The 25,856-nt window shown below is 57.6% G+C and carries 22 protein-coding genes and 4 pseudogenes; 7 read left to right on the plus strand and 19 right to left on the minus strand.

The window, feature by feature from the left end; all coding sequences use genetic code 11:
• Positions 1 to 90: 90 nt before the first annotated feature.
• Positions 91 to 501, plus strand: a complete 411-nt coding sequence (locus tag DVK03_RS18205) for a CopG family ribbon-helix-helix protein (RefSeq protein WP_115803441.1) — start codon at positions 91 to 93, stop codon at positions 499 to 501.
• A gap of 7 nt (positions 502 to 508) precedes the next feature.
• Here DVK03_RS18205 and DVK03_RS18210 read toward each other — a convergent pair whose 3' ends face one another.
• From DVK03_RS18210 to DVK03_RS20330, 9 genes and pseudogenes are all read right to left on the minus strand, one after another.
• On the minus strand, positions 509 to 898 hold the full coding sequence (locus tag DVK03_RS18210; RefSeq protein ID WP_058567858.1) for a CopG family ribbon-helix-helix protein: 390 nt from the start codon (positions 896 to 898) through the stop codon (positions 509 to 511).
• A 165-nt stretch (positions 899 to 1,063) separates the two neighbouring features.
• Complete coding sequence (locus DVK03_RS18215; RefSeq protein WP_199506000.1) at positions 1,064 to 1,864, minus strand: energy-coupling factor ABC transporter ATP-binding protein; 801 nt, start codon at positions 1,862 to 1,864, stop codon at positions 1,064 to 1,066.
• A 68-nt stretch (positions 1,865 to 1,932) separates the two neighbouring features.
• A complete protein-coding gene (locus tag DVK03_RS18220; protein WP_115803443.1) occupies positions 1,933 to 2,745 on the minus strand; it encodes an energy-coupling factor transporter transmembrane protein EcfT in 813 nt (270 codons plus the stop codon).
• Between the two features lie 3 nt (positions 2,746 to 2,748).
• Positions 2,749 to 3,072: a hypothetical protein gene (locus DVK03_RS18225; protein WP_058567855.1), complete on the minus strand. Its 324-nt coding sequence runs from the start codon at positions 3,070 to 3,072 to the stop codon at positions 2,749 to 2,751.
• Positions 3,072 to 3,767, minus strand: a complete 696-nt coding sequence (locus DVK03_RS18230; protein ID WP_115803444.1) for an energy-coupling factor ABC transporter permease — start codon at positions 3,765 to 3,767, stop codon at positions 3,072 to 3,074. Before DVK03_RS18230 ends, DVK03_RS18225 begins: the two co-directional genes overlap by 1 nt.
• On the minus strand, positions 3,767 to 4,792 hold the full coding sequence (locus DVK03_RS18235; protein ID WP_199506001.1) for an ABC transporter substrate-binding protein: 1,026 nt from the start codon (positions 4,790 to 4,792) through the stop codon (positions 3,767 to 3,769). Before DVK03_RS18235 ends, DVK03_RS18230 begins: the two co-directional genes overlap by 1 nt.
• 353 nt (positions 4,793 to 5,145) lie before the next feature.
• On the minus strand, positions 5,146 to 5,574 hold the full coding sequence (locus tag DVK03_RS18240; protein WP_115803446.1) for a CopG family ribbon-helix-helix protein: 429 nt from the start codon (positions 5,572 to 5,574) through the stop codon (positions 5,146 to 5,148).
• Positions 5,575 to 5,599: 25 nt separating this feature from the next.
• Positions 5,600 to 6,151, minus strand: a complete 552-nt coding sequence (locus tag DVK03_RS20325) for a PQQ-binding-like beta-propeller repeat protein (RefSeq protein ID WP_342764787.1) — start codon at positions 6,149 to 6,151, stop codon at positions 5,600 to 5,602.
• A 59-nt stretch (positions 6,152 to 6,210) separates the two neighbouring features.
• Positions 6,211 to 6,444, minus strand: a pseudogene (locus tag DVK03_RS20330) (hypothetical protein); the annotation flags it as partial.
• Between the two features lie 969 nt (positions 6,445 to 7,413).
• On the opposite strand from DVK03_RS20330, the pseudogene DVK03_RS18255 reads away from it, so the two are divergent.
• A pseudogene (locus DVK03_RS18255) lies at positions 7,414 to 7,539 on the plus strand (HTR-like protein); the annotation flags it as partial.
• A 334-nt stretch (positions 7,540 to 7,873) separates the two neighbouring features.
• On the opposite strand, the gene DVK03_RS18260 reads toward DVK03_RS18255, so the two are convergent.
• The 4 genes from DVK03_RS18260 to DVK03_RS18270 form a co-directional block, all read right to left on the minus strand.
• Positions 7,874 to 8,446, minus strand: coding sequence for a hypothetical protein (locus DVK03_RS18260; RefSeq protein ID WP_115803447.1), 573 nt, complete (start codon positions 8,444 to 8,446; stop codon positions 7,874 to 7,876).
• Positions 8,443 to 8,811, minus strand: a complete 369-nt coding sequence (locus DVK03_RS18265; RefSeq protein ID WP_115803448.1) for a hypothetical protein — start codon at positions 8,809 to 8,811, stop codon at positions 8,443 to 8,445. Before DVK03_RS18265 ends, DVK03_RS18260 begins: the two co-directional genes overlap by 4 nt.
• A 383-nt stretch (positions 8,812 to 9,194) precedes the next feature.
• Positions 9,195 to 9,635, minus strand: coding sequence for a hypothetical protein (locus DVK03_RS20170; RefSeq protein WP_199506016.1), 441 nt, complete (start codon positions 9,633 to 9,635; stop codon positions 9,195 to 9,197).
• A 762-nt stretch (positions 9,636 to 10,397) separates the two neighbouring features.
• Entirely contained in the window at positions 10,398 to 11,636 is a 1,239-nt protein-coding gene (locus DVK03_RS18270; protein WP_115803449.1) for an orc1/cdc6 family replication initiation protein, read from the minus strand.
• A gap of 919 nt (positions 11,637 to 12,555) precedes the next feature.
• Between DVK03_RS18270 and DVK03_RS18275 the strand changes: the two genes are divergently transcribed.
• Together DVK03_RS18275 and DVK03_RS19765 are read left to right on the plus strand one after the other, a co-directional pair.
• The gene (locus tag DVK03_RS18275) at positions 12,556 to 13,830 is read left to right on the plus strand and encodes an RNA-guided endonuclease TnpB family protein (RefSeq protein ID WP_115803450.1); all 1,275 of its coding nucleotides are present in this window, start codon (positions 12,556 to 12,558) and stop codon (positions 13,828 to 13,830) included.
• A gap of 370 nt (positions 13,831 to 14,200) precedes the next feature.
• Complete coding sequence (locus DVK03_RS19765) at positions 14,201 to 15,199, plus strand: PQQ-binding-like beta-propeller repeat protein (protein WP_158543175.1); 999 nt, start codon at positions 14,201 to 14,203, stop codon at positions 15,197 to 15,199.
• A gap of 98 nt (positions 15,200 to 15,297) precedes the next feature.
• Here DVK03_RS19765 and DVK03_RS18285 read toward each other — a convergent pair whose 3' ends face one another.
• Positions 15,298 to 16,722, minus strand: coding sequence for a hypothetical protein (locus DVK03_RS18285; RefSeq protein WP_147301755.1), 1,425 nt, complete (start codon positions 16,720 to 16,722; stop codon positions 15,298 to 15,300).
• A 79-nt stretch (positions 16,723 to 16,801) separates the two neighbouring features.
• Between DVK03_RS18285 and DVK03_RS18290 the strand changes: the two are divergent.
• Positions 16,802 to 16,960 (plus strand): annotated as a pseudogene (locus tag DVK03_RS18290) (IS1595 family transposase); the annotation flags it as partial.
• Between the two features lie 329 nt (positions 16,961 to 17,289).
• On the opposite strand, the pseudogene DVK03_RS20335 reads toward DVK03_RS18290, so the two are convergent.
• Both DVK03_RS20335 and DVK03_RS18300 read right to left on the minus strand, forming a co-directional pair.
• A pseudogene (locus DVK03_RS20335) lies at positions 17,290 to 17,633 on the minus strand (hypothetical protein).
• Between the two features lie 74 nt (positions 17,634 to 17,707).
• Positions 17,708 to 17,941, minus strand: coding sequence for a hypothetical protein (locus DVK03_RS18300; protein ID WP_233506121.1), 234 nt, complete (start codon positions 17,939 to 17,941; stop codon positions 17,708 to 17,710).
• A 932-nt stretch (positions 17,942 to 18,873) separates the two neighbouring features.
• Between DVK03_RS18300 and DVK03_RS18310 the strand changes: the two genes are divergently transcribed.
• Complete coding sequence (locus tag DVK03_RS18310; protein ID WP_115803453.1) at positions 18,874 to 19,800, plus strand: carbohydrate kinase family protein; 927 nt, start codon at positions 18,874 to 18,876, stop codon at positions 19,798 to 19,800.
• 21 nt (positions 19,801 to 19,821) lie between these two features.
• Here DVK03_RS18310 and DVK03_RS18315 read toward each other — a convergent pair whose 3' ends face one another.
• The 3 genes from DVK03_RS18315 to DVK03_RS18325 form a co-directional block, all read right to left on the minus strand.
• Positions 19,822 to 20,616 carry a BtpA/SgcQ family protein gene (locus DVK03_RS18315; RefSeq protein WP_115803454.1) on the minus strand — a complete coding sequence of 265 codons (795 nt, stop codon included), beginning with the start codon at positions 20,614 to 20,616 and terminating at the stop codon, positions 19,822 to 19,824.
• A 412-nt stretch (positions 20,617 to 21,028) separates the two neighbouring features.
• A complete protein-coding gene (locus DVK03_RS18320) occupies positions 21,029 to 22,093 on the minus strand; it encodes a TrmB family transcriptional regulator (protein WP_115803455.1) in 1,065 nt (354 codons plus the stop codon).
• Positions 22,094 to 22,204: 111 nt separating this feature from the next.
• A complete protein-coding gene (locus DVK03_RS18325; protein WP_004062247.1) occupies positions 22,205 to 24,214 on the minus strand; it encodes a glycoside hydrolase family 15 protein in 2,010 nt (669 codons plus the stop codon).
• Between the two features lie 97 nt (positions 24,215 to 24,311).
• Between DVK03_RS18325 and DVK03_RS18330 the strand changes: the two genes are divergently transcribed.
• Positions 24,312 to 25,799: an extracellular solute-binding protein gene (locus DVK03_RS18330; RefSeq protein ID WP_115803456.1), complete on the plus strand. Its 1,488-nt coding sequence runs from the start codon at positions 24,312 to 24,314 to the stop codon at positions 25,797 to 25,799.
• The last annotated feature ends 57 nt before the right edge of the window (positions 25,800 to 25,856 follow it).

The following is a 25,856-nucleotide window of genomic DNA, read 5'->3' on the forward strand; positions in this document are numbered from 1 at the left end:
TACTAATTATTACTCTCTGACTGCGAATATCATAACAGAAATTAATAATAATTGAGTCCTATTTAGTATATGAGCGTCGTTAGTATCTCTATGCCGGAGGCGTTGCTCAACCGCATCAGCGAGTTCGCCGACGAACACGAGTACAGCGGTCGGAGCGAGGTCGTGCGCGAAGGAGCGCGGATGTTGCTCGAAGAATTTGATGGAGGAGCGCGCGACGGGGGGCCGTACGTAGGAACGGTGATCGTCGCCTTCGAATGTCGTCACTCCACGGTTCAACAGCACCTCGCAGAGATACGACACGACAACGGCTCCGCCGTCACCGCGACCACCCACGCACACCTCGGGAACCGATACTGTATGGAACTGTTCGTCTTGGAAGGGAGTCCGGAGGCCCTCGCTGAGTTCGTGAACTCCGTTCGAGTGGTATCGGATGTGCGGGCCGTGGATTACTCGCTCACGTCGCTCGGCGAAGAACACCACAACCACCCGCCCCGATCGTGAGCGACGCTCAGCGTTTGGCGAGATGCAGCAGTTTGACCCGATTCACCGCGTCGAAATCGCGCAATCGATACGTGAGTTCGCGGACACGTCCTGCAATCCCTCGACAGAAAAGTGTCTCAAGACACCACTCTCCTTCGTGAATATGGTTCGTGGCCGTAATGACATCCTGATATTGGTGTTGTACATTGTGGATGTCCTCGATAACCGCTTCGTGTTCGTAGTCGAAGGCGATGATAACGACCACCTCGCCTTCGACGTCTTCCAACCTGGTGTGTCGCTCGATGTACTCCTGCATCGCTTCGCGGACGCCGCGCGAACGCGAATCCAATCCCTCTGCTTGCCACGTCACGTCAAAGTTGGAAAGGAGGTCGTCGGAGACGTTGAAGCTCGTGCGCATCAAATATTAATCTGCTATTCAGACATATGAAGTGCTAGTAAAGTAATTCTATATAATAATATATTCAGTGCCGTAGCAGTTCCGACGGCGCGACAAACAGTCGAGTTCGTCGGGACCAACGCGGTAGGCCGAAGAGTACGACTCGGTAAGAGCCGACGAAGGCGCTCAGTCGCGCCCGCGGCCATCAGGAGCGGGAGTCCGTGTAGCGTCCAAGTTGTCAACTTCCGTCAGAAGAGACACGAGCTCCGCTTCCGTTACTGGCTGCGCCGACGCCAGCCCCGCATCGCGGGCCACGCGAACCGCACTCGGCGGGTGCAGGTTCGCTTCCGCCAACAGCGCGTCGTCGTAGAATACTTCGCTCGGGGTTCCGCCCCCAACGACGTTGCCGTCGGTCATCACGCAGACGCGGTCGGCGACCTCGGCGGCAAAGTCGAGGTCGTGCGTCGAGAGGACGACGCTGATGCCATCCGCGTGAATCTTCTGGACCCGCTCGGCGACCAGTCGCGACCGCTCCGGATCCAGGCCCGCGAGCGGTTCGTCCAGCACGACGACGCTCGGTTCGAGGACGAGCACGCCAGCGAGACCGACGAGGCGTTTCTCGCCGCCGCTCAAGTAGTGCGGAATCCGGTCTTCGAGGTGACCCGCCTCGACCGTTTCGAGCGCCTCGCGAGCGCGCTGTTTCGCTTCGTCAGTGGGGACGCCGTAGTTTTGGAGGCCGAACATCACGTCATCGAGGACCGTGGGTGCGACGAGTTGCGTATCGGCGTCCTGAAAGACGAAGCCGACTTCCTTTCGCGCGCGTGCTTTGTTGTCTTCGCTGATTGGTGTGCCGCCGACGACCAGTTCGCCATCGTCGGGGACGAGCGTGGCGTTCAGGTGTTCGAGGAGCGTCGATTTCCCCGCGCCGTTGCCGCCGACGAGCGCGACGATCTCGCCGGGGAAGACGCTGAACTCGACGTCGTGCATGCCGACGGTTCCGTCCGGATACGTATGCGCCTCACACCGGAGGTCGACAAGTGGCGTCTCAGCGTGAGTCACAGTCCCACCCCGGTGACCGAGACAGCCGCATACCCGACGACAACCGCGTACGAACCGACCACGACAAGTAGCTCGCGAAGGGGCGGCCGCGAGACGTCGCCGTACAGCGTGATGTCGCCGTCGTAGCCGCGGGCTTCCATCGATTTGACGAGCCGTTCGGACTGCTCGATGGCCGACAGCATCGTCATCCCAAGGATTCTCGCGTACAGTCGCCTGTTCGACCAGAACTCCGAGAGATTCGCGCCCCGGGTGAGTACGGCTTTCACTAGGTCTTCGAGCGTCTCGACCATGACGAACGTAAACCGATAGGTGAGGAGCGCGACCTGGTCAATTGGTCGGGGGAGCAAGCGTCCGAGCATGTACGCAACCGCGGTGTACTTCGTCGTCATCGACGCCGCCAGCGTGAACGTCACGACTGTCAGTGACCGGAAACTGAGTTCACAGAGGAGTACGAGACCCGACCACGTGACTGAGAGTTCACCGACCGGCGTCGAGAGCGCACCGCCAATCGGCGTGCCCGGCTCGAGGAACGCCAACGGGCCGGCGACCGAGACGATAAACAGGAGCGGAAGCGTGTACCAGCCCGCTAGGCGGCGGTACGGAAGCCCCGCTAACCCGTAGACGGCGAGGACCACGCCGTACAGTCCAGCGAGGAGTACAACGTGGTCGAACACAGTGACCGCGAGGACGAGTGCGCCGACGATTCCCACCTTGGTCCACGGATTGACGCGGTGGAGCGGCCCATCCCGCCGCTCGGCGAACGCCGTGATGAGCCGCGGGTCGGGAACGTGGTTCGAGAGCGTCGTCACGAGTTACTGTGCCGAGCGTCCCTCTTCGCCGAAGCCGCCGTAGCGGTCGACGTAGACGTACAGTCCGATGCCGAGGACGAACAACAGGGCGACGAGTCCCCCGAATTCGAGCATCATCCCGCCCTTCCGAATCGGCCCGGCGACGACGATGCCGCGACCGAAGTCGACGAGTGCGCCGCCGCCCTCCTGCACTCCACGTTGGAGCGCCTTCGCGGACCGCTTGGCCCACGGGAGCGCGCCGCCGGTCGAAGTGAACCCCCAGAGCCCGGCTGCGAAACAGACCGCGAGCAGACCGAGGAGGCCCCCGTACTGTTGCCAGCGCTGCATCACGCGGTCACCCCGGTTGACTCCTCACGAGTCTCTTGGTCGGTGAGGCCGACGAGATCGGGACGGACCGACGCGAGGAACTGGACGACGAAGCCCGTCAGGATACCTTCGATGACAGCGACGCCGAGGTTGAGTCCGACGAGGCCGGCGACGGCGATTGTCAGGTCGCCCCGGGGGAGCGCACTCCCGTTCACGCCGCTGATGACGATGATCGCGCCCATCAGGACCGCTCCTGCCGACAGGCCGAGTGTCGCGGCGCTAGCGCTGGCGGGGAAGACATCCCAGTCCATTCCCATCAGCGCCTTAAACGCGTAGTAGGCGACGATAGCCTCAGTAGCGTTGACGAGCGTGTTCGCACCGAGCAGGCCGACCGCACCGTGTCCGAGCGCCGCCGAGAAGATGTTCACGACCAGCGCGATGAGTCCCGCGAGGTGTGCGAGCCCCGTTGGAAGCACCATCTCCGACCCCAAAACGGGGACGACAATCGCAGTCGAGGTTGCGAACAGATCCACGAACGCGCGCACCGACGCGACCGGCCCCGGAACCAGATACGACGGCTGGGTCATCATCGCGCCGATCCACCAGACGATGAGGAACGCGGTCAGCCCGCCGAGTCCGCGCAGATATCTCTGCGCGTCCCCCTCGAAACGGGGCATCGTGGTCGCACTGGATTTGGAGTCGGTCTGGAGGCTCATTACTGGATTGCGTCGTAGGGGCTGAACGCGAACAGGTCCTCGGTCGCGACCGGTGTCTCGATGTTGCCGACGTTCGCGACGAACTCACCCATCGTCGCGGTTTGCTCGGTGATTGCGTGGGGATCCGAGATGAACGCAGATGCCTGGGAGTCCATTGCTTTCGTGGCCAGTTGTTCGCTCACGCCGGACCCAATCACCGACGCGGCGTGGGTAGCGGCCACATCAGGCGAATTTGCCGTGAACTCGGTCGCCGCCGTGTGCTGTTCGACCAGCGACTGGGCGACCTCGCTGTCGTCAATCACTCGCTGGTTCGCAAACAGCACCGTAACCGGATGGTTCTCCAAGATGTTACCGGACCAGACGAGTTCCTCGAAGCCGTCCTCTTGGCCGATTATCGTCGCGAACGGCTCTTGGATGATAGTCGCGTCGATATCACCCGATTGGATCGTTTGGACCGCCTTCGCCGGTGGGACCTTCGATTTGTTGATGACGGACTCTATCTCACCGACGTTGAGGTCCTCTTGGATCCAGTACCGGAGCACGATATCAGGGACGCTCCCATCCGGCGGAGCACCGAACCGGACCTTGCGACCGTGTTCTTCCTCGAAGCGCTCGAACGTGGCTGTCTCCTCCTGTTCGTAGAGCTCGGCTAGTTCGGTCGTCCCCATGACCTTGAAGCCGTTTCTCGAATTTGCCGCGAGGATACCGGTGTCGGTCCCTTTGTCGGCGAGAACCATCGCAGGGGTGATACCGAAAAGCGCGACGTCGACATCCCCGCTGGCGAAGGCCTTGACGACGCTGGGGCCGGAGCTGAACCGCTCTATTGAGACCTCCGCCGGAACCTCCTCGTAGTAGCCCTCCTGTTCCATCACGTAGTGTTGTATGTTCGGGTAAATCGGGACGTACGCGACGGTCACAGAGTCGAGTGACCCACCACTTTGACCGAGACAGCCAGCGATTCCCGTCGCAGCGACCGTGCTTACACCCGCTTTCTGGAGCAATCTTCGTCGCGTGAGTTCGACCATCGTTGTTGTTAACTTTAGAACAGAGTATAATAATAACTGTGATTTAGATATGTTTCGTTAATATCAGTTCCCGATGGTCGAGTCAACGTTGAAGAAGTCGCTGGTGTCCGTAGTGCGAGAACGGTGAGTCGAAGAAGTAAGTCAGTATGAGAGACGCGTCCGGTGTGTACGGCCGTTTGACCGTTCATCTCGGACCTCACCGGCACGAGAAACTCGAAGGGCTGAGGTTGGAATCGGCTCCACTCTCAGACACGAATCGGGCTGCAAACCACGATAGCCGACTATAGTCGCTATTTCTCCGCCTACAGCGGACGGAGATGTCAGTCTGGAATATCCGAACGTGAAAAGCGAAGTTAGCTCATATCCGCGAGCGGACCGAAGTCGTCGACCGGAAGTACCGAATAATCGATCGTAAGCGTGTCTTTCGTCGCTCTGATCTTCCCGACGAACGTCGAGATATCTTCGAGCGATCCCTCGAGAACGAACAATTCCATACAGTGGTGCCCGCCGACATGGCTGTGGAAGTTCGACGCAACGATGTCCTCGTACTCGTGGCGAAGTCGCATCATCTTCTCTTCGACGCTCGTTGTCTCGTAATCGAAGACGACGGTTACGACGCCCATCAGTTCGCGGTCTTCGAGTTTCTTGTCCTCGAACTCACCGAGGAGGTTTCGACCCGCCTCTCGGAGCACTTCGCTCCGGCCAGTATATCCGTGGTCGTCCGAAAACTGGTCGATTCGCTCAAGTAGTTCTTCCGGCATCGAGACGCTAACGACAGCCATATAATAACTAATCCGACATTAAATATTAAACCTTATTATTCGATTGGAATGGAATGATGAAGGGTTCCGACGAGACAGCGTCGAACGTCGTTTGGAACGGACACGAGTTTCGGCCACCGGTAAAGCGCAACCAGCACTGTTCTGCCGCGCTGAGTAGCCCGGTCTCAGCTACTGTCACTTGTCTACTAGACTGTCCTCCTACGTCTCCCCAAGTGCAACCACGGTTCCGTCCGATTCGGGCATGAAAACCGCCGCTGGAGTCACGATGGCGCGACTGACGCCACCTAGAGTCGTGGTCCATCGCTCTTCCCCGGTTGCCGGTAGACCCCGACTGCGAACCGAGGTAGAACGTGTCGCCGAGAACGGCAACCGGTTCGGTGAACGTTCGTCCACCATCCGCTGCGCCTACCTGTTGTGACCACTGCACGGACCCGTCCCATACCGATAGTGCGTGGACCCGGCCGCTCCAATCGGGGACGTAGACCGTTCCACCATCAATCGTGGGTGCCGCCGTGAGGCGGGCGTCGATGTCGACGAGCCAGTCCTCCTCGCCGTACCGCTTCCGAAATGCGACGATACGACCCTGTTCGAGCCCCGTTTAGCCGTCACGACGATGTGGTCACCAGCTACTGCGGGTGGCCCATTCGGCCCCGAGCGAAGTGGCACCTGCCACCGTTCCTCGCCTGTCGCTGCGCTCAACGAGTGAAGCCGGTACCGATGGCGTGCCGTATCGGAAATCGCATCGACGGGGACGTATAATCGTCCGGCGTTGACTGCCGGTGTTTCAGTAGCGCGTACCTGACTGAGGTCGGTTTGCCAGACTGTCTTCGGCCCTCGGACCTGATGCCACCCGTCGAGTATGACCGGGATTTCGACCGCTCATCGGCCACGTTCCGTCGACGTCTCCGAAGTCTCCCGAGGGGCGAGACGGCGAGAGACAGCCAGCAAGCGCAACACCTGTCGAACCGAGGGCTGTGAGGAGTTGGCGGCGCGTGTGGGAGGGCACGGCAGCTAATTCTCTCAGGAAATACGTATTTCGGGGGTATCCACGAAGCGGTCGGGGTCGTCAGTTGCTTCGAAGCTGAACCCCGGCGCGTCATACGCAATGAGTATTTGCAAGCGTAGTGGTAAAAATATATAATTATGAGTTCGGATGGTTCTGCTATGAGCCCTCCACTCTCACGTCGTCGGCTACTTTTGCTCAGTAGTTCAGTCGGAACAGTTTCCCTCACTGGGTGTCTCGGCGTTGTTACAGGAAACGAGGATCAAGTCTGTGCTCCGGGGTATCGTGATGTCGGAGACGCGTTCACAAAGCGGTCAATAGTGAACTATCTGAGGTATGCGTCGTTGACGGTCCCGCAATCGGTTTCACTTGGTGGAACACTGATAGCGAGACTCACAAACGAGTCCGCTGACTCACTCACCACACTCGGAAAATCTAGGTATATGATTCAGCAGTTAGGACCGGACGGTACGTGGCGGAGTTCCATCGGTGTAGCCGAAGAACACGAGTGGTCGTCGTCCCAACGGATTCTAGCGCCTGGTGAAGAACTCCAGTGGGAAATGAGACTCCGCGCCAACGAATTTTCAGGCCCGTACCAACGGTGTACAACACACGAACCAGCCACGTACTGATTCATCTACTGGGGTTTCTCCGAACACGATGCAGGTATCGCACTCGCTGCACCGTTCAAGATTGTTGAATAGCGCGTGTCTGGTACACTCGTGGTCTGCTTTAGGCGAGGAGGATGTCACTCGCGTGGTGTTGAGATGAGCCGTTCCCCTCCGGCCGCGCCCATTCTTAAGTATCTACTTATCGAACATTCAGGCGAAGTAGATATGAGCGAGTTAGTGAACGAGGTGGTCGTCCTGTACGTCGACGACGACGAGGACTTCACCGAACTGACGGCGACGTTCCTCGAACGGGAACACGACCGGTTTCGGGTCGAAACGGCCGCTTCGGTCACCGGGAGACTACGTCTCCCGAGCACACGGCGCTTCGCGCCGTGAACGTCTCCCGGCCCCGCAAGTACCGCAGCGCAGGCACGAGGAGTGCAGCGGGGTTCTCGTGGGCGGAGTTCCCGCGAGTGTAGCGAGCGGGAGCCGGAAGACGAGCGAAGTGAGTCTTCAGGAGCGAACGGGTGCAAGCGAGGCGCAGCCTCGCGTGGTCGCGGGATGCCGAGCAGCGGGAGAGCGAAGCTCTCCCGAGCTAACGGGCGGCGACGCCGCCCGTGAACGGCCGAGAGCTTTCAAGAACCGTCGCCGACGCTGGACTTCGGCGTCCCCATTTGGAGACCGGTTACGCGTCGAGGTGTTGGAGCAACTGCGTGACGTAGGGGCTGTTCTCCCAACTCCGATGCGGGCTGATCGTCGTGATCAGCGTTCCAGCTTCCTCGTGGCTCATATGCCCGTTTCGAGCGTAATCTACGAGGAGCCGCGGCGTCGGGACGATCCGCGGGCCCTGCAGCACGGCGTGAATCAGCGGAAAGTTCGTCCCGCCGAACTCGTCAGTGAGAAATCCATCGACGTTGAGGGCGTTCGCGAGAACGATACCGTCGGTTTCGCCGTCGTCGAGGCCGAACGTTGGCCGGGCGTCCGGCGTCTCGTCGCGTTCGTACGGATCCTCGACTGTGTAGTGGGTGCGAGCGGCGAGGACGTTGTTCGCAGCCGCGGCGTGGATGTCCTGATACTGCGTGATGTCACGGAGCTCTGCAACGACTTCTGGCGGCACGAACACGTCACACGAGGTGAGCAGATACTGGAGGGGATCCGGAGCCGTGTCGGTGCCGTAGGCAGCGTCGGCTCGTGGGACGGCGAGACTGACCAGCGCACTCGTGTCGGCGACGACTGTCCGCAGTCGCAGCCTGCTCATCGCTCGTCGCCGTCACCAGTCTCGACCGTCGTCGCGTCGTCGCCGTAGATGTCGACGTCAGTGGGCGCAGCGAGATCGAATGGCTCGCCCTCGAGGTCTGCCTTGAGCAAGCGGAGCCGTTGGGCGGTTTCAGCGCCGACCAACTGCTTGACCGTCTCGAACTCAAGCTGGTCGTCGTAGTACTTCGTTGCCACAAGTTCTTGGAACGTTTCGCTGTCGGCAGTGTCTTCGATGTACTCGCGGATCGCTTCGACGAGGAGGTCTGTCCGGTCCTTGTCGAAGAGTGCCGCAATCGCGTCGAGTCGGTCGACAAGGTACTCGGGCGACTGGAAGTGGACCCGTCGGGGTTTGTCACTCGCGCTCATTCTATGTGCAAATTCTGCACATAGATCCATAACGGTTTCGTCGGATGTGCAGAACTTGCACATCGGTAGGGGAACACCGTTTGAACGGGCCGGGCAACGGTTACTGCGACACGGTTTCACGAACGAAATGCTCGCCGGGATCCGCAAGCGACGTGAGAGAGAAGCGCTCGCTAGTCCTCAGGCGGAGCCGGAGGGCACCGCAGGGGTGAGGCGCGCAGCGGCGTCCTCGTGAGCCGTGTGTGACCTTCGGTCCCGCTGGAAGCCGGCGCTCTGCGCCGGCGACGAAGCGAACGGGAGCAATCGAGACGCAGTCTCACGTGGTCGCGGGGCGTCGAGCGGCCGAGGGCTTTCAGGAACAATCCCTGTCTTGGAACCACAAGTCGTTATTCGCCGACGGACTGCGATTCGTCCTCGATGATGACGTCAACACCGTCCGGTGAGACACGAGCGGAATCCCCTCGACAGTAAATTATCCGGTACTCGGCGATAGTTTGGTTTTCAGGATTGCTAGCGCGTAGGGTGACAGTTCCGTTCTCAAGTTGCTCGGTAGGTACCGAGATCACGTGAGTTCCCTCCGGCACCGTTTGATTCGTCTCTACTACCTGACCACTTGCGACCAACTCAACCGTGCTCACGATCTGATTTGCTTCGTAGGAGACCTCCAATGCTCCATCATTTTCGACGGCCTGGGTGATCTCGACAACCGAACTAGACGCGACTTGCTCGAACGAAATGTCACACCGTTCGCCCGTCGGGGCTCCAGCGCCAGACATACATCCGGCAAAGAAAACCAGAAGAACCAATATCGGAATAGCTCGCTTCATCACCCTCGAATCCTCCCTAGACCAATGTAGTTCTTTTGTGAATGGGGCATAGATGACTTCTTACGGTCGATTAACAGACTTGCGTCCAGTACATCCCTGTTACCGAACCGTCTTTACACCACTTAGTGAATGATGCACAGAATGCGGAGGTTGCACAGACAGTGCTCTATCATCCGGGTTATGTCTTCATGACCAATCGACTAGACGCCATACGGAGATGAAGAGCGAAGCTCTGCATCTCTCACCTGTGCAGAAAGCATATGCATCCGGTAGCCTTGCTTGAACTCTTGCTCCATCGGAAGCGCCTCACCGCTCGCCGGTGCGGAAAGACGCCCCATCGAGACTGGCGTCGGGCTTGCAGGAGTTCGCGGTCTTAACCAAACGAACCTCGACGCTACTCACAAGTTGTTGGTTAATCGACGCTCAGCACTGGCGCTACTCGAGACTGGATCCGTAGCGAGCCGAGCCACACACCCGACACTCCCAGATCGGTTGCCCCGTCCACGCCCCATCCAAGACCGATTCATGGGGCCCGATCGCTTCTTCAGTAGTGAACACAACTAATGACCACAACTAGTGAACATAAAATCAGAACAACATCGTGGGTTATCTCCTCTTGCTAAACACCACCAGTCGAACAGACACGTGCCGGCAAGTCGTGAATAACCGACTCTCCGTGCGCTGTCTGCAGTACGTGCAGTAGTTCAAAGTATGGTCACGAGCGGATGAATCACTAAACACCACTAAACTAGGTGGGGAGGTTCAGATCGTAGTGAACTCTTCGCCAGAGTCGGGAAGATACTCGAGAATGCTCCGGTGGGCTCCGAAGTCGCTAATAATCGTCTGTAGGGCGTCGACGACGGTCGCGGTATCGCGATTGAGTTCATGCTCACGATATGTACCCCCATCCTGACCACGGTGTTCCATCTGCGAGAGCGTGAGATTGAGAATCTCGAAGTCAGACAAGAAGCTACGCATTCGGCGAGCCGTACGGGGGTCTCGGCCACGATACTCACAGAGCTCTTTGTAGCGCTGGTAGACGACCCGGGACCGCGCCGGCGTAGACTCCTCGGCAGCGAGCGTGGTCAGCGCGTAGAGTGTGAGTTGCTCGTGTTCGGTGAGGTCGCGCATAATGTCCATGCTCTGCTGTGCCTCGAGTTTCTCCTGGGCGCGTTCGACGTGGTCAGTCGTCACCGACTCCGCGTTCTCGGTGCGTGCCAGATCACCCGCCTTCCGAAGAAGGGTTATCGCTCGTCGGGCGTCACCACCATCCTGGCGACCGAGGGCAGCACACAGCGGAATCACGCCCTCTTCGAGCGCGCTCTGGTGGAACGCGATGTCTGCCCGCTGTTCGAGGACCTTCTGGAGCTCTTCTGTACCGTACGGGGGGAACGAAATCTCGGTTTCACACAGCGACGACTGAACCTTCGCATCGAGCTGCTCTCGGAACGTCGAGTCGTTACTGATCCCGATGAGGCCGAGCTGGATGTTGTCGATGTATCCGTTGTTGTCGGCACGGGTGATCTGGTAGAGGAACGTGTCGTCCGTGATGTGGTCGATCTCGTCGAGAACGATGATCACGGTCCCCGAGAGCTTGTTGAGTTCATCCCAGAGAAGACGATAGACCTTGGATTGGGGATGGCCGGTTTCGGCGATGTGGTGTTCGGGCTCTCGGAGGTTGTTCACCAGACTAATCGCCGCCTGGTAGCTCGTGCTGAGACCGTCGCAGTTGAGCGAGATGACAGAGAGGTCAACTTCGAAATGTTCCGCCGAATCCAAGAGCTCGTTCAGGAGGAAGTTCGTTACAGCGGTCTTGCCGACGCCAGTCTTGCCGTAGATGAAGATGTTGTCGGGGTACTCACCGTTGATGATCGGCTGCAGGGCCGCTTCGTACTCCTCGATCTCGTTGTCCCGCCCGACGATGTCGTCTGGAACGTACTCGACTTTGAGTGTATTCCGCCGTTTGTACAGCGTATCGTCTGGCTGAAATCGGGGAGTCATATTGTCCTCGACTGATTCAGGCTAGAATCATAACTGTTTCGACCACCGTTTCCGCTATTTCCAGTATAACCGCCATGGGGCGTGAGTTCCACTATTCGATATCGGCCCCGTCGTTTCCAGTAATTTGCGGTAACTCCAGGTAGTGAGTCACGACTGAGACAGACCACAGGGTTCCAGTATTTCCAGTAAGCGTTTCTTTATATACTCGATAGACCCCCCACTGTTTCCAGTATACTCGGTCAGAACACGAACCGATAGACTGCGGAGGGTAACAGCTGACGAGAATGACGGAACACCCCCTCCCCACTATTTCCAGTAAACCACCACGAAAGAGAGCCACCTAGTGAGAAGCAACTCTAAACTAGAGAAAAGTTTATATTAATAGCGTTTGAGCTAGTCCGTAGGAGAGCTAGAGCGCGGTTACTGTTGCGGTTTGTTCTAGTGAAAGAAAGCAACTCGAGAGTTCGGGGGACCTTCGTCACTAGCTTTACTGGAAATAGTGGGGGGAGAGTGGGTGACTAGAGCCGCTAGCCCTCACCGTGTAAGTGTATTAGTGGAAATGGTGGGGTCTGACACTCGTCAGACAATCTGGATAAGTTAACCAACGTGGAGGGGTATACTGTTCACTCGTTGGTTAATGGCCAACCGTGAGTAGTATCGACTTCTACTCGTGTTCGACGAGCTGATGAGACGAGATTGCCAGCCACCACACCACTATTTCCAGTAAAACACCCTCTTTCCATCTCACCGACAATCGAGGACTAGTTATATACAGAATCAAGGAGAATACCTGCGCCTTTAGGCGCAGGATGAATCCGACAATACCCTACACCAACCACCGTTCGATGGTAAGCCGGATATTCCACGCCAACCCCACTATCAACAAAACGGCATTCATAACTAGTTATGAAGCCAGAAAATGAGTCGAACCATCCGAACCTTCGAGGTCACGATTACGAACCAGCGACAGGTTCGTGACGACCTCGACCAACTCGGATGGGCCGCCTCAAAACTCTGGAACGTCGGTCGCTACTACGCACAAGAACAGTGGGACGAAACGGGCGAGATTCCCGATGACGGGGAACTCAAAGCCGAACTCAAAGGCCACGAACGCTACACGGACTTACATTCTCAATCCAGTCAGCGCGTTCTCGAAGAACTCGCTGAAGCGTTCAACGGCTGGTTCGGCAAGCGTCGGAACGGCGACAACCGTGCCCGACCGCCCGGCTACCGCAAAAACGGAGACGCCCACCCACGTTCAACCGTGTCGTTCAAAGCGGCTGGCTTCAAGCACGACGCACAGTTCAACCGCGTTCGCCTCTCAAAAGGTCGCAACCTCAAAGAACACCGTTCAGACTTCATCCTGTGCGAGTACCAGACGCGCCCGGATGTTGACCTGACCGAGTGGGAGATTCAACAGGTTCGCGCCGTCCACAAACGCGACAGATGGCGACTGCAATTCGTCTGTCGCACCACTATCGACCCGGAACCGCCGGGTGACGGGGTGGCCGGTGTTGACCTTGGGGTTTGCAACTTTGCCGCCGTCTCGTTCGGTGGCGAGTCGGTGTTGTATCCCGGTGGCGCACTCAAAGAGGACGAATACTACTTCACGAAAAAGAAGGCCAAGTGCGACGATTCCTCGTCCCGTGAGGCGACTCGTCTTGACCGGAAGCGGACTGGTCGCCGGACACACTTCTTACACTCCCTCTCGAAAGCAATCGTGGAACAGTGTGTCGAACGAGGCGTCAGAACGCTTGTCGTTGGCGACCTTGGCGGCATCCGTGAAGACAACGAGAACGGCGACCCTCGGAATTGGGGCGACCACGGCAATCTTGACTTGCATGGGTGGGCGTTCGATCGATTCACGACGCTACTCGACTACAAGGCGGAAGCGGAAGGTATCAACGTGGAGTTGGTGTCGGAACGCGATACGTCGAAGGAGTGTTCGGCGTGCGGCCACACAGATGACAATCAGCGAGTTGAACGTGGCCTGTACGTGTGTGAGAAGTGCGACACGGTTGCGAACGCGGACGTGAACGGAGCGGAGAACATTCGGCAAAAGGTACTCCCGAGTCTCGCCACGGATGGCGGTGATAGGGATAATGGCTGGTTGGCACAGCCAGCGGTTCACCTGTTCGAACGTAGTGAGGGCTGTTTCGCCCCACGAGAACAGGTTGCTAACCGCGAACCTTAATATCCCAACTCAGCGGTGCGGTGCCGTGGGATTCCTGCGTCTTCAGGCGCGGGAGGATGTCAAGAAGAACGTTCATGGATTGCAACTCGGCGAAAAACTTTCTTCAGATCAACAATATAAAATAAGTATGGGTAAGACGAGACGCGATGTCTTACTATCGGCAGCTGCCCTCAGTACAGTCCCTGGGTGTGCGTCCCTCCCAACCCGCTCTGAACCCGCGACCAATCCCACAGACTCGTGTGACTTCTCAGGTGCCTCGTGGCCGTCAGTCGGCCAATCTCATACCCGCACGAATACGATAAAAGAGACCCCCCTCCCAAATCAGCCAACATTACAACGAATCCCTCAACCTGACCAATTAGCCGGAACGGTGAAAACTGAACCAGTAATCGCCGGTGACACCGTCTTCGCCGCCGGAAATGCTGGAATCGTCATCGCCCGAGGCGAACACGATTGGACCTGGCGGTCTCAATCCGATTCAACAATCTCTGTGAGCCCGACTGTAACCTGTAATTACGTCTTCGTTCAGACATCTAAAGGCGTGGTTGCGCTCAATCAAGCCGACGGAACAGAATCCTGGGGGAAACCCGCTCAGAGATTCGCCAGCAACATCATACCGGTCCCACCGACTACTGTCGAGTCCACACTCTATCTCTGTAGCGATAGGCTCTACGCCATCGACATACACAGCAGTGAAACACAATGGCATCAGAGTCCCCCAGACCAAGATGTTCCTCGAGGCCTTGCGGCAACTGACGAGGAAGTCCTCGTCACATTCGGGTTTAGCGAAGGTCCGTACTCGGTCGTCTGCTATGAATCAGATGGGACAAAACGCTGGGAGGAACGCTACGATACACGGTATATGACCCGCCCCGCAATCGACGATGGCGCGGTCTACTTCGCCACGGATGCTGGCCTCCATAAACGAGACCTCCAGTCCGGCAACGAGCGTTGGCAACTGGAGGCCAACATCGGCAAGTGTCTCGACGTCGCGGTAGATGACTCAATGGTCGTGTTTTGGTCCGCATCACAGAGTATCTGTCGTGCGGTGGATACAGACTCAGGAAAGATCTCCTGGGAAACATCATTCGGACGAGCTGTCGAATCCCCAGCGATCGTCAACGAGACCCTGCTCGTGCCAGTCGACAATCTCCCCTCGAATATTTCAACACAAATCACCTCAACGACTCAGTCTAGTACGACCGACGGGAGCTCAGACGAACAGGTAACGTCTGGATTATGCGCGTTTGACCTCAAAACAGGCGATTTCGACCAACTCGTTTCACACCACCATATCGTCCACTTTGCGGTTACTGACAACGCAATCTTCGGGACGGGTACTGACAGCACCCTGTGGAAGCTAGCATAAGACCGTTGTTGGATTTCTCGCGTCAAAAAGAGAAGCCGTGGGTGTCGGCCTGCTCGTTCTGTCGTCCGTTTCCCTTTCAGATTCAGATGTTGGTTCGGTCAGTACTGGTCTGCCGTGTCCCAGGAACCATACGCGCTCTGGGTGTATTTTCTGAAGTCTTCGGTACCGTGTAGGAACTCCCACTCGGTCTCTGCGTCGTAGCCGACAGAGTCCGTCCCCGGTTCGACCTGGACCGTGTATCCCGGTCCGGCATTGATAACGCCGTCTCGCGCACCGGTCTTGATTTCCCAGTGGTGTTCCATTCCGTCGCGGCCGTCGTAGTAGTTCGGCGTGACGTCGACATCTTTAGAGGTAGTGCTCCACCCCCAAGATGCGTTTGCACCGATGCTCTTCTCTGAGTCAACGCCGAAGCCGATAGAGACACTCTTCGAGGTCGTGTTCGATGTCTGGTGGGGACCGTACCGCTCGATGTCAGTATCGACCTCTGAACTCGGGTCGTTGATCTGGAAATCACGCCACATGTTCCGAGACTCAACCCAAACCTCGTCGTTGGCGTCCATGTCGAGTTGAACCTGCCATCCCCAGTAGTCGTAGGGCTCAGTCTCGTCGGCATCCGGTGAGAGCTTTCCACCGACGACTTTCTTCACTGAGGTTCCGATTGTTGTGGTGTGACTGGCGACGACCCACTGAAATTCCAGCTCGTCATCGTCCATGCCGAGGTCGATCCAGTCGTCGCCCATCGTCTCAAGCGACCCGTCGTAGTCTTTGTCCTCCCAGCCATCGCCGTCGTTGTCCTTTTCGTTGCTCTGAGTCGAAACGTCATCTTGGGTCGAGACATCAGAGCTACGGGCGAGAGCCTTGTCGATCTGTTTTAACTGTCGCTGCCCAGTACTTTTCCCGTCTGATGCCACGACTGGTTGCTTCCGGAGCTTGCCCGTAACTCCTGGCCCACGGCGGACTTGACGCGCTTTCCGGATGATGGTTGAACCGTCCGATTTTGACTTTCCATCAACAGGGAGAATTGCCGAGTTGTAACTCGGCATGCTGGGATTGTACTCCATCCCAACAGAGCGATCCACGTTCGGGGTCGCCTGATGGATGTTTGCAGTCGTCACTTGGCTCATGGGAAGGTCGTAGAGGACGCTTGCCGCGGCTTCTTCGGCGCCACCGCCTACGTGAAAGACGGGGACGTTACTATCGACAAAGACTCGGCGTTCTTGCTTGGTGACGGGGGTATCGGAGGAGAAGATACCCACGTCGAACGAACTGTGCTTTGCAACTTCGCCTTCGGCTTGGGTTGCTTCGTAAGTGGTTGCGGCTGTGTCGTTTAGTGGGAGGTTGACGTTTGGACCTTGGAAGACGGTTTTCCCTTCAAGCGAGGCTCCTGGTTGGGGTTGGGAGGTAGCACGGGTGTTTCCGCTGAGGCCGATGACGGAGGTTCCAGTGAGGGCGCCTGCAGAGAGGGCTCTGATGAAGGTTCGTCGGGCGACACCACTACCGGATGGGTCTTTCTTCTCACCCATGAATCTAACGTGAAGTTGTTAGGATAAAATACCTTTCAATATAAAATGTTTTTAAGACTATATTTTTTATATACTTCCGCCGAATGGCGTTCACATTAATTAGGCAGAGTGGCTGTGGTCGCTCTTGCACCCATGGCTGCGGAAGTCCCGCTGCCTGTCCAAACAAAGTTTGGGACAGGCCACTCACACCTTCTGCTGTATTTGATCCTTGAACAGAACCGGCGCGTCACTGTTCTGACTCATCGATTGCTTCGCCTTCCACCGTTTCCGCTATTTCCAGTATAACCGCCTTGGAGCGAGAGTTCCACTATTCGGTATTGACCCCGTCGTTTCCAGTAATTCGCGAGGACTCCAAGTGGTTGTTCACGAATGAGACAGACCACGGGGCTCCAGTATTTCCAGTAAATGTTTCTTTATACACTTGGGAGACACCACCGTTTCCAGTATACTGGGTCAGAACACGAACCGGTAGACCGCGGAGGGTGACAGCTGACGAGAATGACGGAACACCCCCTCCCCACTATTTCCAGTAAAACACCGTCTCTCCGTCTCACCGACAAACGAGGACTAGTTATCCGAATCGGCCGGTCCTTTGTACTTAGAAAGCACCCTATCGCCTTCTCTCCATTGCCAGTAGTAGCGATTATCGTTGATCTCTTTTACCGTGTTGTTGCCTTCGAGGGGACGATGTCCGGACGGTCCGCTGGCCGTGCTCTGACCCGGTTGCTCCCTTCGGTTTCCGCTAGCCGTACTTCTCGGTCATGGATTCTGCGAGTTTTTCGGCGTATCTTGCAACGTGTCGAAGGGTTCGGGCGAGTAGTCGTTGAGGGTATCGATGATGTCAGAGGAAGTTCTGGGGGTGTCGGTGGCTCATAGTATGATCGCTCAGATCGTGTTAACCAACAGCAAATGTCAACAACCCATTTTGTTGGTTAAAGCTCTCTCAAGGGAACTATTGTACCTCTGAAGAGACTTACCTGCACAGTCAAAGCCCAATCTTTGCGAGAGCGTAGTACGCAACTGCGGCATAGAAACCTGCTCCAAGAATCGCTGCAAAATCAGCAATAATACTCGAACCACCCAGAACCGATTTGGCCAAGTTACCCATGAGGAGTACACCTAATCCAGCAGCGAGTCCGACGAGAATAACCCCTGGCAATGGATGCTGTAGCTCTTGGTCTGCCTCATTTCTAATCTTACTTAAGAGTTCTTTCATCATAAGTACCGTCAACAAATTATGATAGTAGTTAAATCTCAAAGAAGCGATATTTCTATCCTACTTGGTACCCGAAGCATACCGAATTTCTTCGTGGCGACTCGTTTGAATTGAACCACCGCCCTCGAACTCTGTCTCTGCGGTAATTGTGACTGGGTTATCACTCCCCGATTCAAACGTAAGAATACCTGCCAAACCCTTCTGCTCAGTCCAACTTTGCTGCCACTGGTCAACAAAATCGTTGATGATCAGATGGACCGTTGTTTGTTTCGTACCAGGTATGTCGTATCCATTTAGATCTAGCTGGGGAGACACCAACATTTCCACATTCCCGTCCTTCTCGAAAAGGTCTAGTATGAATACTGTTTGTTTGACCTCGGACGGAACCCCATTTCTGACGGTACTTGATTTTACATGATGATGAGTAGTCCTTTCACTCTCGTTTTCCCCAGTAACCGCTGAGCATCCCGCGGTGGCTAGGGGAGATGCAGCAACAATTCCGCACAGAAAGTCTCGTCTGCGCATTTCTAATCTATTAGTTTTATAGTTAGATATTTATCATTTTTGCTTTTTCCGAGTGGACCGTCATTTGGTTCTCATCAACATTAACAGTTACAGAATCAAATATAATCAACTTTCATTTTTTCAACAGTGTGAGCATATTGTCTGCAGTCACAATCGGGGAGGGCTCGTACTCACCCCATCACTTGACCTGAACAAGGGATCTCGTCGCCGACTCCGTTGCACTTGGAGCGTCCTGTGTCTACTCGACCCTCATCCGGTGATATCCGAGGCTGTGAGGTACATAGTCGCCATCGATTCTCGTGGTGATAACTATCGACGGGAATGGATGCAACAGCGAGACCACGGACTCGATACAGACCAGTAAACTGCAATCCCTGTATGTTCAAGACGCACCACCGTGGAGTAGGCGTATGTCATCGTTTGATGTCGTGACGGTCGGGAGCGCCGTTCTCGACCACATCTATTCTCTGTCGAATCTCCCGGAACCTGACGGTGGGGCATTCGCTCGCGACCACACAACCAACGTGGGCGGCGTCGCTGCAAATGTCGCTTCTGGGCTTGCAGAGTTTGGGAACAAGACGGGGGTTATCACCCGCGTCGGGGCCGACGATGCCACCGAAATCAAAGCTGACCTCCACGCACGCGAGATCGACTGTTCTCGGCTTCAAGCCGGCTCTGAAGAATCGTCGTACACGCTGATTCTCCGTGGACCAGACGGTGAACGAATGATCGTTGCCGGTGGCCAGAGCGTTCCGAACCTCCGACTTGATGCTCACGATATCGAGTATGCAGGTAACGCCAGTGTAGTGTTCACGAGCGCCTATGCACCTGATGCGGTCGTCTCGAGACTGGTGACTGCCCGCAAGCGTGGTGAGATTTCGACACTCGTCTTCGACCTCGCCGGACCACTCTCGGAACTTGAGGGCCGAGGGACAACACCCGGGACGATTGATCGTCTGCTTTCTGTTGTTGATCTATTCGTGGTCGGTGAGGTTGCCGCACGCTCGTTTTTTGATGGTGGGGCCGACGAATCGATTGCCACGCTTACGCAGCAGAACGTCTCTCGTGCGGCGATTACTCAGGGAAGTGACGGAGCTCGTCTTCTCGAAGGAGACACAGTCACCGACATCCCGGCCTTCGAGGTGGACGTGAATGATACGACCGGCGCCGGTGATACCTTCACCGCGGGCCTGATCCATACGTGGCTGCTTAACGACTACCCAGCACGCGACGCAGGACGCTTTGCCGCTGCCACAGCCGCACTCAACTGTACTGAACTGGGCGCACGGGGCAATCTCCCATCCGAATCCGACGTTCACGAGTTTCTCGAGACGTGAACCGCCAAGGGTGAGCGAGCTCTAGCGGACGGACGCGACAAGCCGTTCGACTGCTGCTTCGTCGACAGGATTCGTCGTCTTGTCACCTTCTTTGAGCGCGGTTCCAACGATTGCACCATCGGCGACCGAAAGCAGTTCAGGTGCCGTCTCGGGGGTGACTCCGCTGCCGATCAACACAGGGGCATCGAGGCCACGTGCATCGCGAGCGGTGACCACGTCTTCGAGAACCGTCGTATCGACTGCCTCGCCCGTGCCGGTCCCACTCACAATGAGTCCGTCGGCACCGCCACGTTCGATGAGTTCACCAACGACCTCTGCGTGTGACCGGTCAGCGAGTGGTGCAGAGTGTTTCACGTCGATATCTGCAAGAATGGCAACATCGGTGTCGAGTTGATCACGCAGCCGGACCGTTTCGTGTGCCATCCCCTCGATGACGCCCTGATCAGTCAGTCGGGCACCGGTATGGACGTTCACGCGAACGAAGGCACCATCGGTCGCAGCGGCAATGCCGAGGGCACTTTGAACGTCGTTCCGGAGGATGTTCACGCCAAATGGGACGGTGACATGCTCGCGAAGTGTGCTCGCGAGTGCTGCGACGTCAGCGACGACGTGACGGGGGACTCGGTCTGGATAAAACGGCGCATCACCGAAGTTTTCGAGCATAATGCCGTCGACACCACCCGCCTCGAGTGCTGCCGCATCTTCGAGGAGTCGGGTTCGAAGTGCGTCTCGATCTCCATCGAACCCGGGAGAACCTGGGAGGGGCGGCAAGTGGACCATTCCAATAATTGGGGTTTCTGTACTGAAGAAATCCATATCCACTGTGTCCGTTCGAGAGACTTAATCGTACAGATGTGCGACTCTGTTGAAGTCGTCAGTCACTACTGAGCGGTCCGAGCAATCGTGTCGTCTCAGTCGAGTGCTGATGCGAGCGCGGGATGAACTCGCTCGAGTAAACCGACTGAGTAGGGTGCTTACGTTCCAAATTGAGAGATCATGTATGCATCTATGGCTCGTGATTGGTCGGCGTGTGTCGACGACGTCGTCAGCGTCCTCACGAAGGAATTTGACTATCAACGTGTCCGCACCCCGTTCGCGGATGAACAAAATGGACGTTCCGCTAATCGAGTGACATCGAAGGCGGTCGGGTCAACCCAACCGAGAGGAACGTAGAGGAGTCCCACGCGGGGCCGTCTATTCCGACTAGTCGGTGAGAAAGAGCAGGAATCTAGCCCTGTTTTGCGTCGCTGACCGAACGAAAGACGACGCGCCGGGCCTCGAAATCCTCCAAAAACGCCTTCGAGCCGCCGACGGTAAACGTGTCGTCAGGCGTCTCAACGACGAACGACTCCTGGGTCGGGAAGTCGTTCGAGAAGGGCCGAACGAGACTCTGTTTCACCGCCACGATCGTCCCAGTCGTCGTCTCGAACACCGCGTTACTCTGGGTGGGACGGATATCCATCTCGGCCGTGACGACAGCTCCGTCCATCAGATGTAGCGTCGCGTCGAACACCGCGTGGCGGAAACTCGTGAACGTCGCCGGCAGTTGGCTTTTCGACCCGACGTGCACCTGCTCGCCCATCGGCCAGTAGTTCGCGATAAACGAGTCGAACAACGAAGAGACGATGTGCTCCTCAGCGTGGTAGATGGCATATTCATCGGAGTTCGAATTCAGTATCGCATCTGCCGAGGCGATGATACCGTCACTCCGGTCAACAGTAAGCGTCACCGGGGCCGGGGCGCTCCACGTCTGAATGATACTCGCGGTCGCATCGTCGATCGAACTCGTGCCGTCATACTCCGTGACGAGAAGCATACAAAATACTCCCCGACTCCGCGCCTCTCTGAGCGAGTCTTCGACCCGATGAAGCACCGATGCGGGAAGTGCGAGAACGAGTTCCGATTCAGCGGCATCGATCAGCTTGTTGAGCTGAGCGAGTATCGTCCGTCGAGATTTGATGATACTGAACTTCTGCTGTTCGTAGCTCTCGGAGTCAAACAGATCCTCTAACTGGGACTCGACGGTCTGTAGTTGGGAAACGAGGTTGTCAATGCCCTCTGCGGGCGGAATCGCTCGCAACTGCGTCGGTTGGACGTGATCGTCGATTTCGATGAGGTTGCGCTCTTCGAGTTTTCCGACGATATCGTACGCGTAACTCTTAGAGATGTCAGCCTCTTCAGAGACGACTCGGATTGTCGTCGCCCCGTTACGGAGTATTGTCACGTATGCTCGCGACTCCTTGTCCGAGAGCCCAATTCTCATGAGGCTGTCCACCACCTCGTCTTCAACCATACCCAAGTGTTCGGCCAACGCGGGGGATAAATCTTAGTAAAGATGAGAGTACAGGTAGGGAGTTGTCCGACGCATGACCGCCTCGGACTCCGCTGTTTGAATGTAACAACCCTACTCGGTGCAAGTACCTCGGGTGACACGGGACGCGTGCGTGGCTAATCGAATAGCGTGGGACCAACCCAACGGCGTCGCGCTGTCTGGCGCGCCGGTGTCGAAGAACTGCTCTGGGAGATACCCCGATGGAAGGCACAGACTGCCATCAAGGTCAATCTCGTCGAACAATCGGTCCGCCCACTTCTCGGGGTCGTATTCGTCGGTCGACGAGAAGAGTCGAATCGACTTCTCGGCCGCGTACGCGCCCCAGCCAGTCGAGACGGTCCAAACCTTCTCGCTTCCCTGCCCCCGCCGCCGCCACGTATCGTCCTCGAATCGCGTGAGTCCGGAGATGTCGTCGGTCTCTTTCCAGAGCCTGGAGAACGCGGTGTGGAGATGGCGTTCGAGCCGCCGCAATCGCGTGTCGCCGATGTCCTCGATGTCCCGATAGGCGAGATAGGCGTCGACGAGTGAGAAGGTAGTGCTGTCGACTCGGTCGTCCAAGTCACCGTCCCCGTCGTCTAATCGGAGCGCGTAGATACCCTCGTCGGGGACCCACGCCATATCGAGTGCGTCGAAGACCTGCGTTGCCCGCGTAGCTGCACGCTCTCTGGTGGTTGCATCGCACGTGACGGCCGCAATCGTACTGTAGGCCTGAACGAACTTCGCGGCGGTGTGCGTGAAACGGCCATTCGTATTCTCCCACGCGTTTTCGCATACCGTCGGAAAGCAATCGTCTTCCAGCGAGCTGTCGAGCCCATCGACTCCCGACTGTAATGCGCTCTCGATGGCCTCGACGGTGACGTTTCGGAGCGACTGTCGGTGTGCCGAGAGGTACTCGGCGAGGAAAACGAGGACGCTCGCAGTCTGGTCGGCTTGATACTGCGTTTCCGTGCCCTCGATGTGGCCGTTCGCCCAACCCGGCGCGAGCCGGCCGTTCATCGGCCATACTCGGTGGGGCCACCGGCCGTCAGGTAACTGCGTCCGCAAGTAGAACTCGGCGCTCTGTCGGTGTGCCTCGGCCGCGTCGAACCCGAGTGATTCGTCGGCTTCCAAGAGAAACGTCGAAACTTCTCCGTCGTCTCGAAACCACGTGTAACCATAGCCGCCGGAGTACTGGTAGAACGGGTCGAAGTCCGGTCCCGCAATTCGAGCCCCAGTCGGTGCGGAGAGTAACTCAAGGACTGAAAGGTCAGTCGCGACGAGCCGGTCCGTGACCGTGGGGTACTGTCCGTCCTGCCGGGCCGTCGCGAGGAGTGCGGCTGAATCGCTGTTGGGTCGTCGCGTCCGGGTCGCGACCGCAGAGAGCGCATCCGAGCGCGACTGCGTTTCGATGTCCGACAGCAGGGTGACGAGACTGGTCTCACCATCCTCGAAAGCGACGCGGACTCCAACACCGCCGGTGAGGCGACTCTCCTCGTACTCTTCGGACGCACCGAACTCCGGAAACGACCGCGATTCCGCGGCGAGTATCTCGTCGAACCGCTCGAGTACTTGGGGCGTACACTCCACGAACTCAGTCGAGGTGCCGAGATAGTCGTGCTCTCGGTTGTGATACACCTCAACGGCGTCGTCGTGGACGAGCTGCCCAACGCGCCCATCTCGCCCCTCCGGGCTGATCTCGACGAACCCGGCCAGTTCGATATCTTCGGGTGCACCGTCGCCAAGCTCAAACGCCGTCGTGTGGGCGAGGCCGTCAGTAACGTCGCGTTGTACCACGTCGAATCCGTCGAGACGGTGCGTCGTCTCGACGAGCGAGCGACCCGCTCGGTACGTCTGGCTCCCCGTGTCGAGCGCATCGAACCACTCGACGGCGTCGCCGACACAGATGCCGAATCGAGAGGACACGATGCCGCCGAGTCCCGAAAGTGGGTACGAGTAGTCTCGGAGCGACCCGGCTGGTGAAACGTGAACGAGGCGTTGGTCCGACCCGCTGAATCTGCCTCGCCGCGTGCGCCGTTCGCCCGGAAATACGTCGGTCGCGTCTTCGTTCTGCTTGTAATCGTCGAGTGACCGTCGGAGTCCCATACACCTACTGGCCACAGAGTTCAGATAAAGTTCTTGTGATATCTCAAAGCTAATCCCTAAAGTATAAGTGGCCCTATTTTGATGAACAATTCGGACGATGACAACGAACCCAGAGACGAGCAAGACGACGAAGAGCGTCTCACGACGGCGGTTTATCACCGCTGCTGGTGCGACGGGGGCCACAGCGGGCCTCTCCGGCTGTGCGAGTATGTTTGGCAACGGCTCCGACACCGGTGCACAGGTCGGTGAGTCTGAAAGCGGCGGAACAACCGTCGTCTGGGGCTTTGACGCGACTGTCGCACAGGACCACGCGGACCAGCTCCGCACGGCGCTACACGAGAAAGGAGGGCTGTCGGACGACATCCGCGTCGAGTTTCAGCCGGGCCAGCCGGACAGCGGGAAGCGTCGGGCGACGTACAACCGGCTCTTGAGCTCTCAGGAGACGACGCCGGATATGTTCATGATGGACAACGGCTGGGTGAACATCTTCATCCAGCGAGGACAACTCGCTAACCTCTCGGAGGTGCTCCCCGAGAGTGCGCTTTCGACCATCGAAAGCGAGTACTTCGGCGGGTTCACCGAGACGGCCATCGACCCCGCCAGCGGGGATCTGTTCGGTGTTCCGCTGTACCCCGACTACCCGACGATGTTGTACCGGAAAGACCTCGTCGAAGAGGCGGGTTACAATCCGACCGAAGAGAACTGGGCCACCGAGCCGATGACGTGGAAGCGGTGGTCGAACATCGCCGCCGAGACACAGGATGTCTCGGGCGTCGATTACGGCTTTACTACCCAGTGGGATATCTACGTTGGCACCGCGTGTTGTACTTTCAACGAGGTGCTGTCTTCGTGGGGCGGCGCCTACTTCGGTGGTCGCGAGAACCTATTCGGCCCCGTCGGCGAACGACCCGTCACCGTCGACTCGGACCCGGTCGTCAACTCGTTAAACATGATGCGAAAGTTCGTCCACGACGAGAGCTTCGACGGGCAATTCAGCGACTACGGCGGCGGCTTTACGCCGACGAACATCCTCGGGTGGATCGAAGACAGTTCGCTCGCACCGTTCGTCGACGGGAATGCCGTGTTCCACCGAAACTGGCCGTACGCGATTAATCAAGCAGCGTCGGAGTTCGGTGACGACCTCGGGACGATGCCGCTTCCCTATGGCGTCCCCGAAAGCGAGGCGCAGTTCCCCGGAACCGGTGGGTCCACCTCCGCACTCGGTGGCTGGCACATCACTGTCAACCCGAACAGCCAGAAGCTCGACGCTGTCACACAGGTCATCCAAGCGTCGATGCGCGAGGAGTTCCAGCTGTTCCTTCTGGAGATCGAGGGGTGGCTACCGCCGCGGGCGAGCCTGTTTAACTCCGAGACGGCTGCGGAGCTCGAACCGGCCGGCGACTACATGGACACGCTCCGCGTCGCCGGTGAGAACACGATGGCTCGACCAGTTACGTCGGTCTGGAACAACCAATCGAGCAAGATCGCGGAGCAGGCTAATCGCGCGGTCGGACAAGAGGTGGCTTCGTCCGAGGCGATGGCAACGCTCCAGTCCAGCCTCGAAGAGACTGAGAGTAGCAACTAACGAGCTGAGAGTTCCACACTCAACAGATCAAACCATGAGTTCCACACCTCTCGGAGG

Origin of the sequence: Haloferax sp. Atlit-109R (assembly GCF_003665865.1) — an archaeon.
GTDB lineage: Archaea > Halobacteriota > Halobacteria > Halobacteriales > Haloferacaceae > Haloferax > Haloferax volcanii.

Excerpts from the sequence above, each read along its gene's own strand:
- DVK03_RS18205 (WP_115803441.1), top strand. The coding sequence starts at position 91 with ATGCCGGAGGCGTTGCTCAACCGCATCAGCGAGTTCGCCGACGAACAC.
- DVK03_RS18210 (WP_058567858.1), bottom strand. The coding sequence starts at position 898 with ATGCGCACGAGCTTCAACGTCTCCGACGACCTCCTTTCCAACTTTGAC.
- DVK03_RS18215 (WP_199506000.1), bottom strand. The coding sequence starts at position 1,864 with ATGCACGACGTCGAGTTCAGCGTCTTCCCCGGCGAGATCGTCGCGCTC.
- DVK03_RS18225 (WP_058567855.1), bottom strand. The coding sequence starts at position 3,072 with ATGCAGCGCTGGCAACAGTACGGGGGCCTCCTCGGTCTGCTCGCGGTC.
- DVK03_RS18230 (WP_115803444.1), bottom strand. The coding sequence starts at position 3,767 with ATGAGCCTCCAGACCGACTCCAAATCCAGTGCGACCACGATGCCCCGT.
- DVK03_RS18235 (WP_199506001.1), bottom strand. The coding sequence starts at position 4,792 with ATGGTCGAACTCACGCGACGAAGATTGCTCCAGAAAGCGGGTGTAAGC.
- DVK03_RS18240 (WP_115803446.1), bottom strand. The coding sequence starts at position 5,574 with ATGGCTGTCGTTAGCGTCTCGATGCCGGAAGAACTACTTGAGCGAATC.
- DVK03_RS18260 (WP_115803447.1), bottom strand. The coding sequence starts at position 8,446 with ATGAGCAGGCTGCGACTGCGGACAGTCGTCGCCGACACGAGTGCGCTG.
- DVK03_RS18265 (WP_115803448.1), bottom strand. The coding sequence starts at position 8,811 with ATGAGCGCGAGTGACAAACCCCGACGGGTCCACTTCCAGTCGCCCGAG.
- DVK03_RS20170 (WP_199506016.1), bottom strand. The coding sequence starts at position 9,635 with ATGAAGCGAGCTATTCCGATATTGGTTCTTCTGGTTTTCTTTGCCGGA.
- DVK03_RS18270 (WP_115803449.1), bottom strand. The coding sequence starts at position 11,636 with ATGACTCCCCGATTTCAGCCAGACGATACGCTGTACAAACGGCGGAAT.
- DVK03_RS18275 (WP_115803450.1), top strand. The coding sequence starts at position 12,556 with ATGAGTCGAACCATCCGAACCTTCGAGGTCACGATTACGAACCAGCGA.
- DVK03_RS18285 (WP_147301755.1), bottom strand. The coding sequence starts at position 16,722 with ATGGGTGAGAAGAAAGACCCATCCGGTAGTGGTGTCGCCCGACGAACC.
- DVK03_RS18300 (WP_233506121.1), bottom strand. The coding sequence starts at position 17,941 with ATGATGAAAGAACTCTTAAGTAAGATTAGAAATGAGGCAGACCAAGAG.
- DVK03_RS18310 (WP_115803453.1), top strand. The coding sequence starts at position 18,874 with ATGTCATCGTTTGATGTCGTGACGGTCGGGAGCGCCGTTCTCGACCAC.
- DVK03_RS18315 (WP_115803454.1), bottom strand. The coding sequence starts at position 20,616 with ATGGATTTCTTCAGTACAGAAACCCCAATTATTGGAATGGTCCACTTG.
- DVK03_RS18320 (WP_115803455.1), bottom strand. The coding sequence starts at position 22,093 with ATGGTTGAAGACGAGGTGGTGGACAGCCTCATGAGAATTGGGCTCTCG.
- DVK03_RS18325 (WP_004062247.1), bottom strand. The coding sequence starts at position 24,214 with ATGGGACTCCGACGGTCACTCGACGATTACAAGCAGAACGAAGACGCG.
- DVK03_RS18330 (WP_115803456.1), top strand. The coding sequence starts at position 24,312 with ATGACAACGAACCCAGAGACGAGCAAGACGACGAAGAGCGTCTCACGA.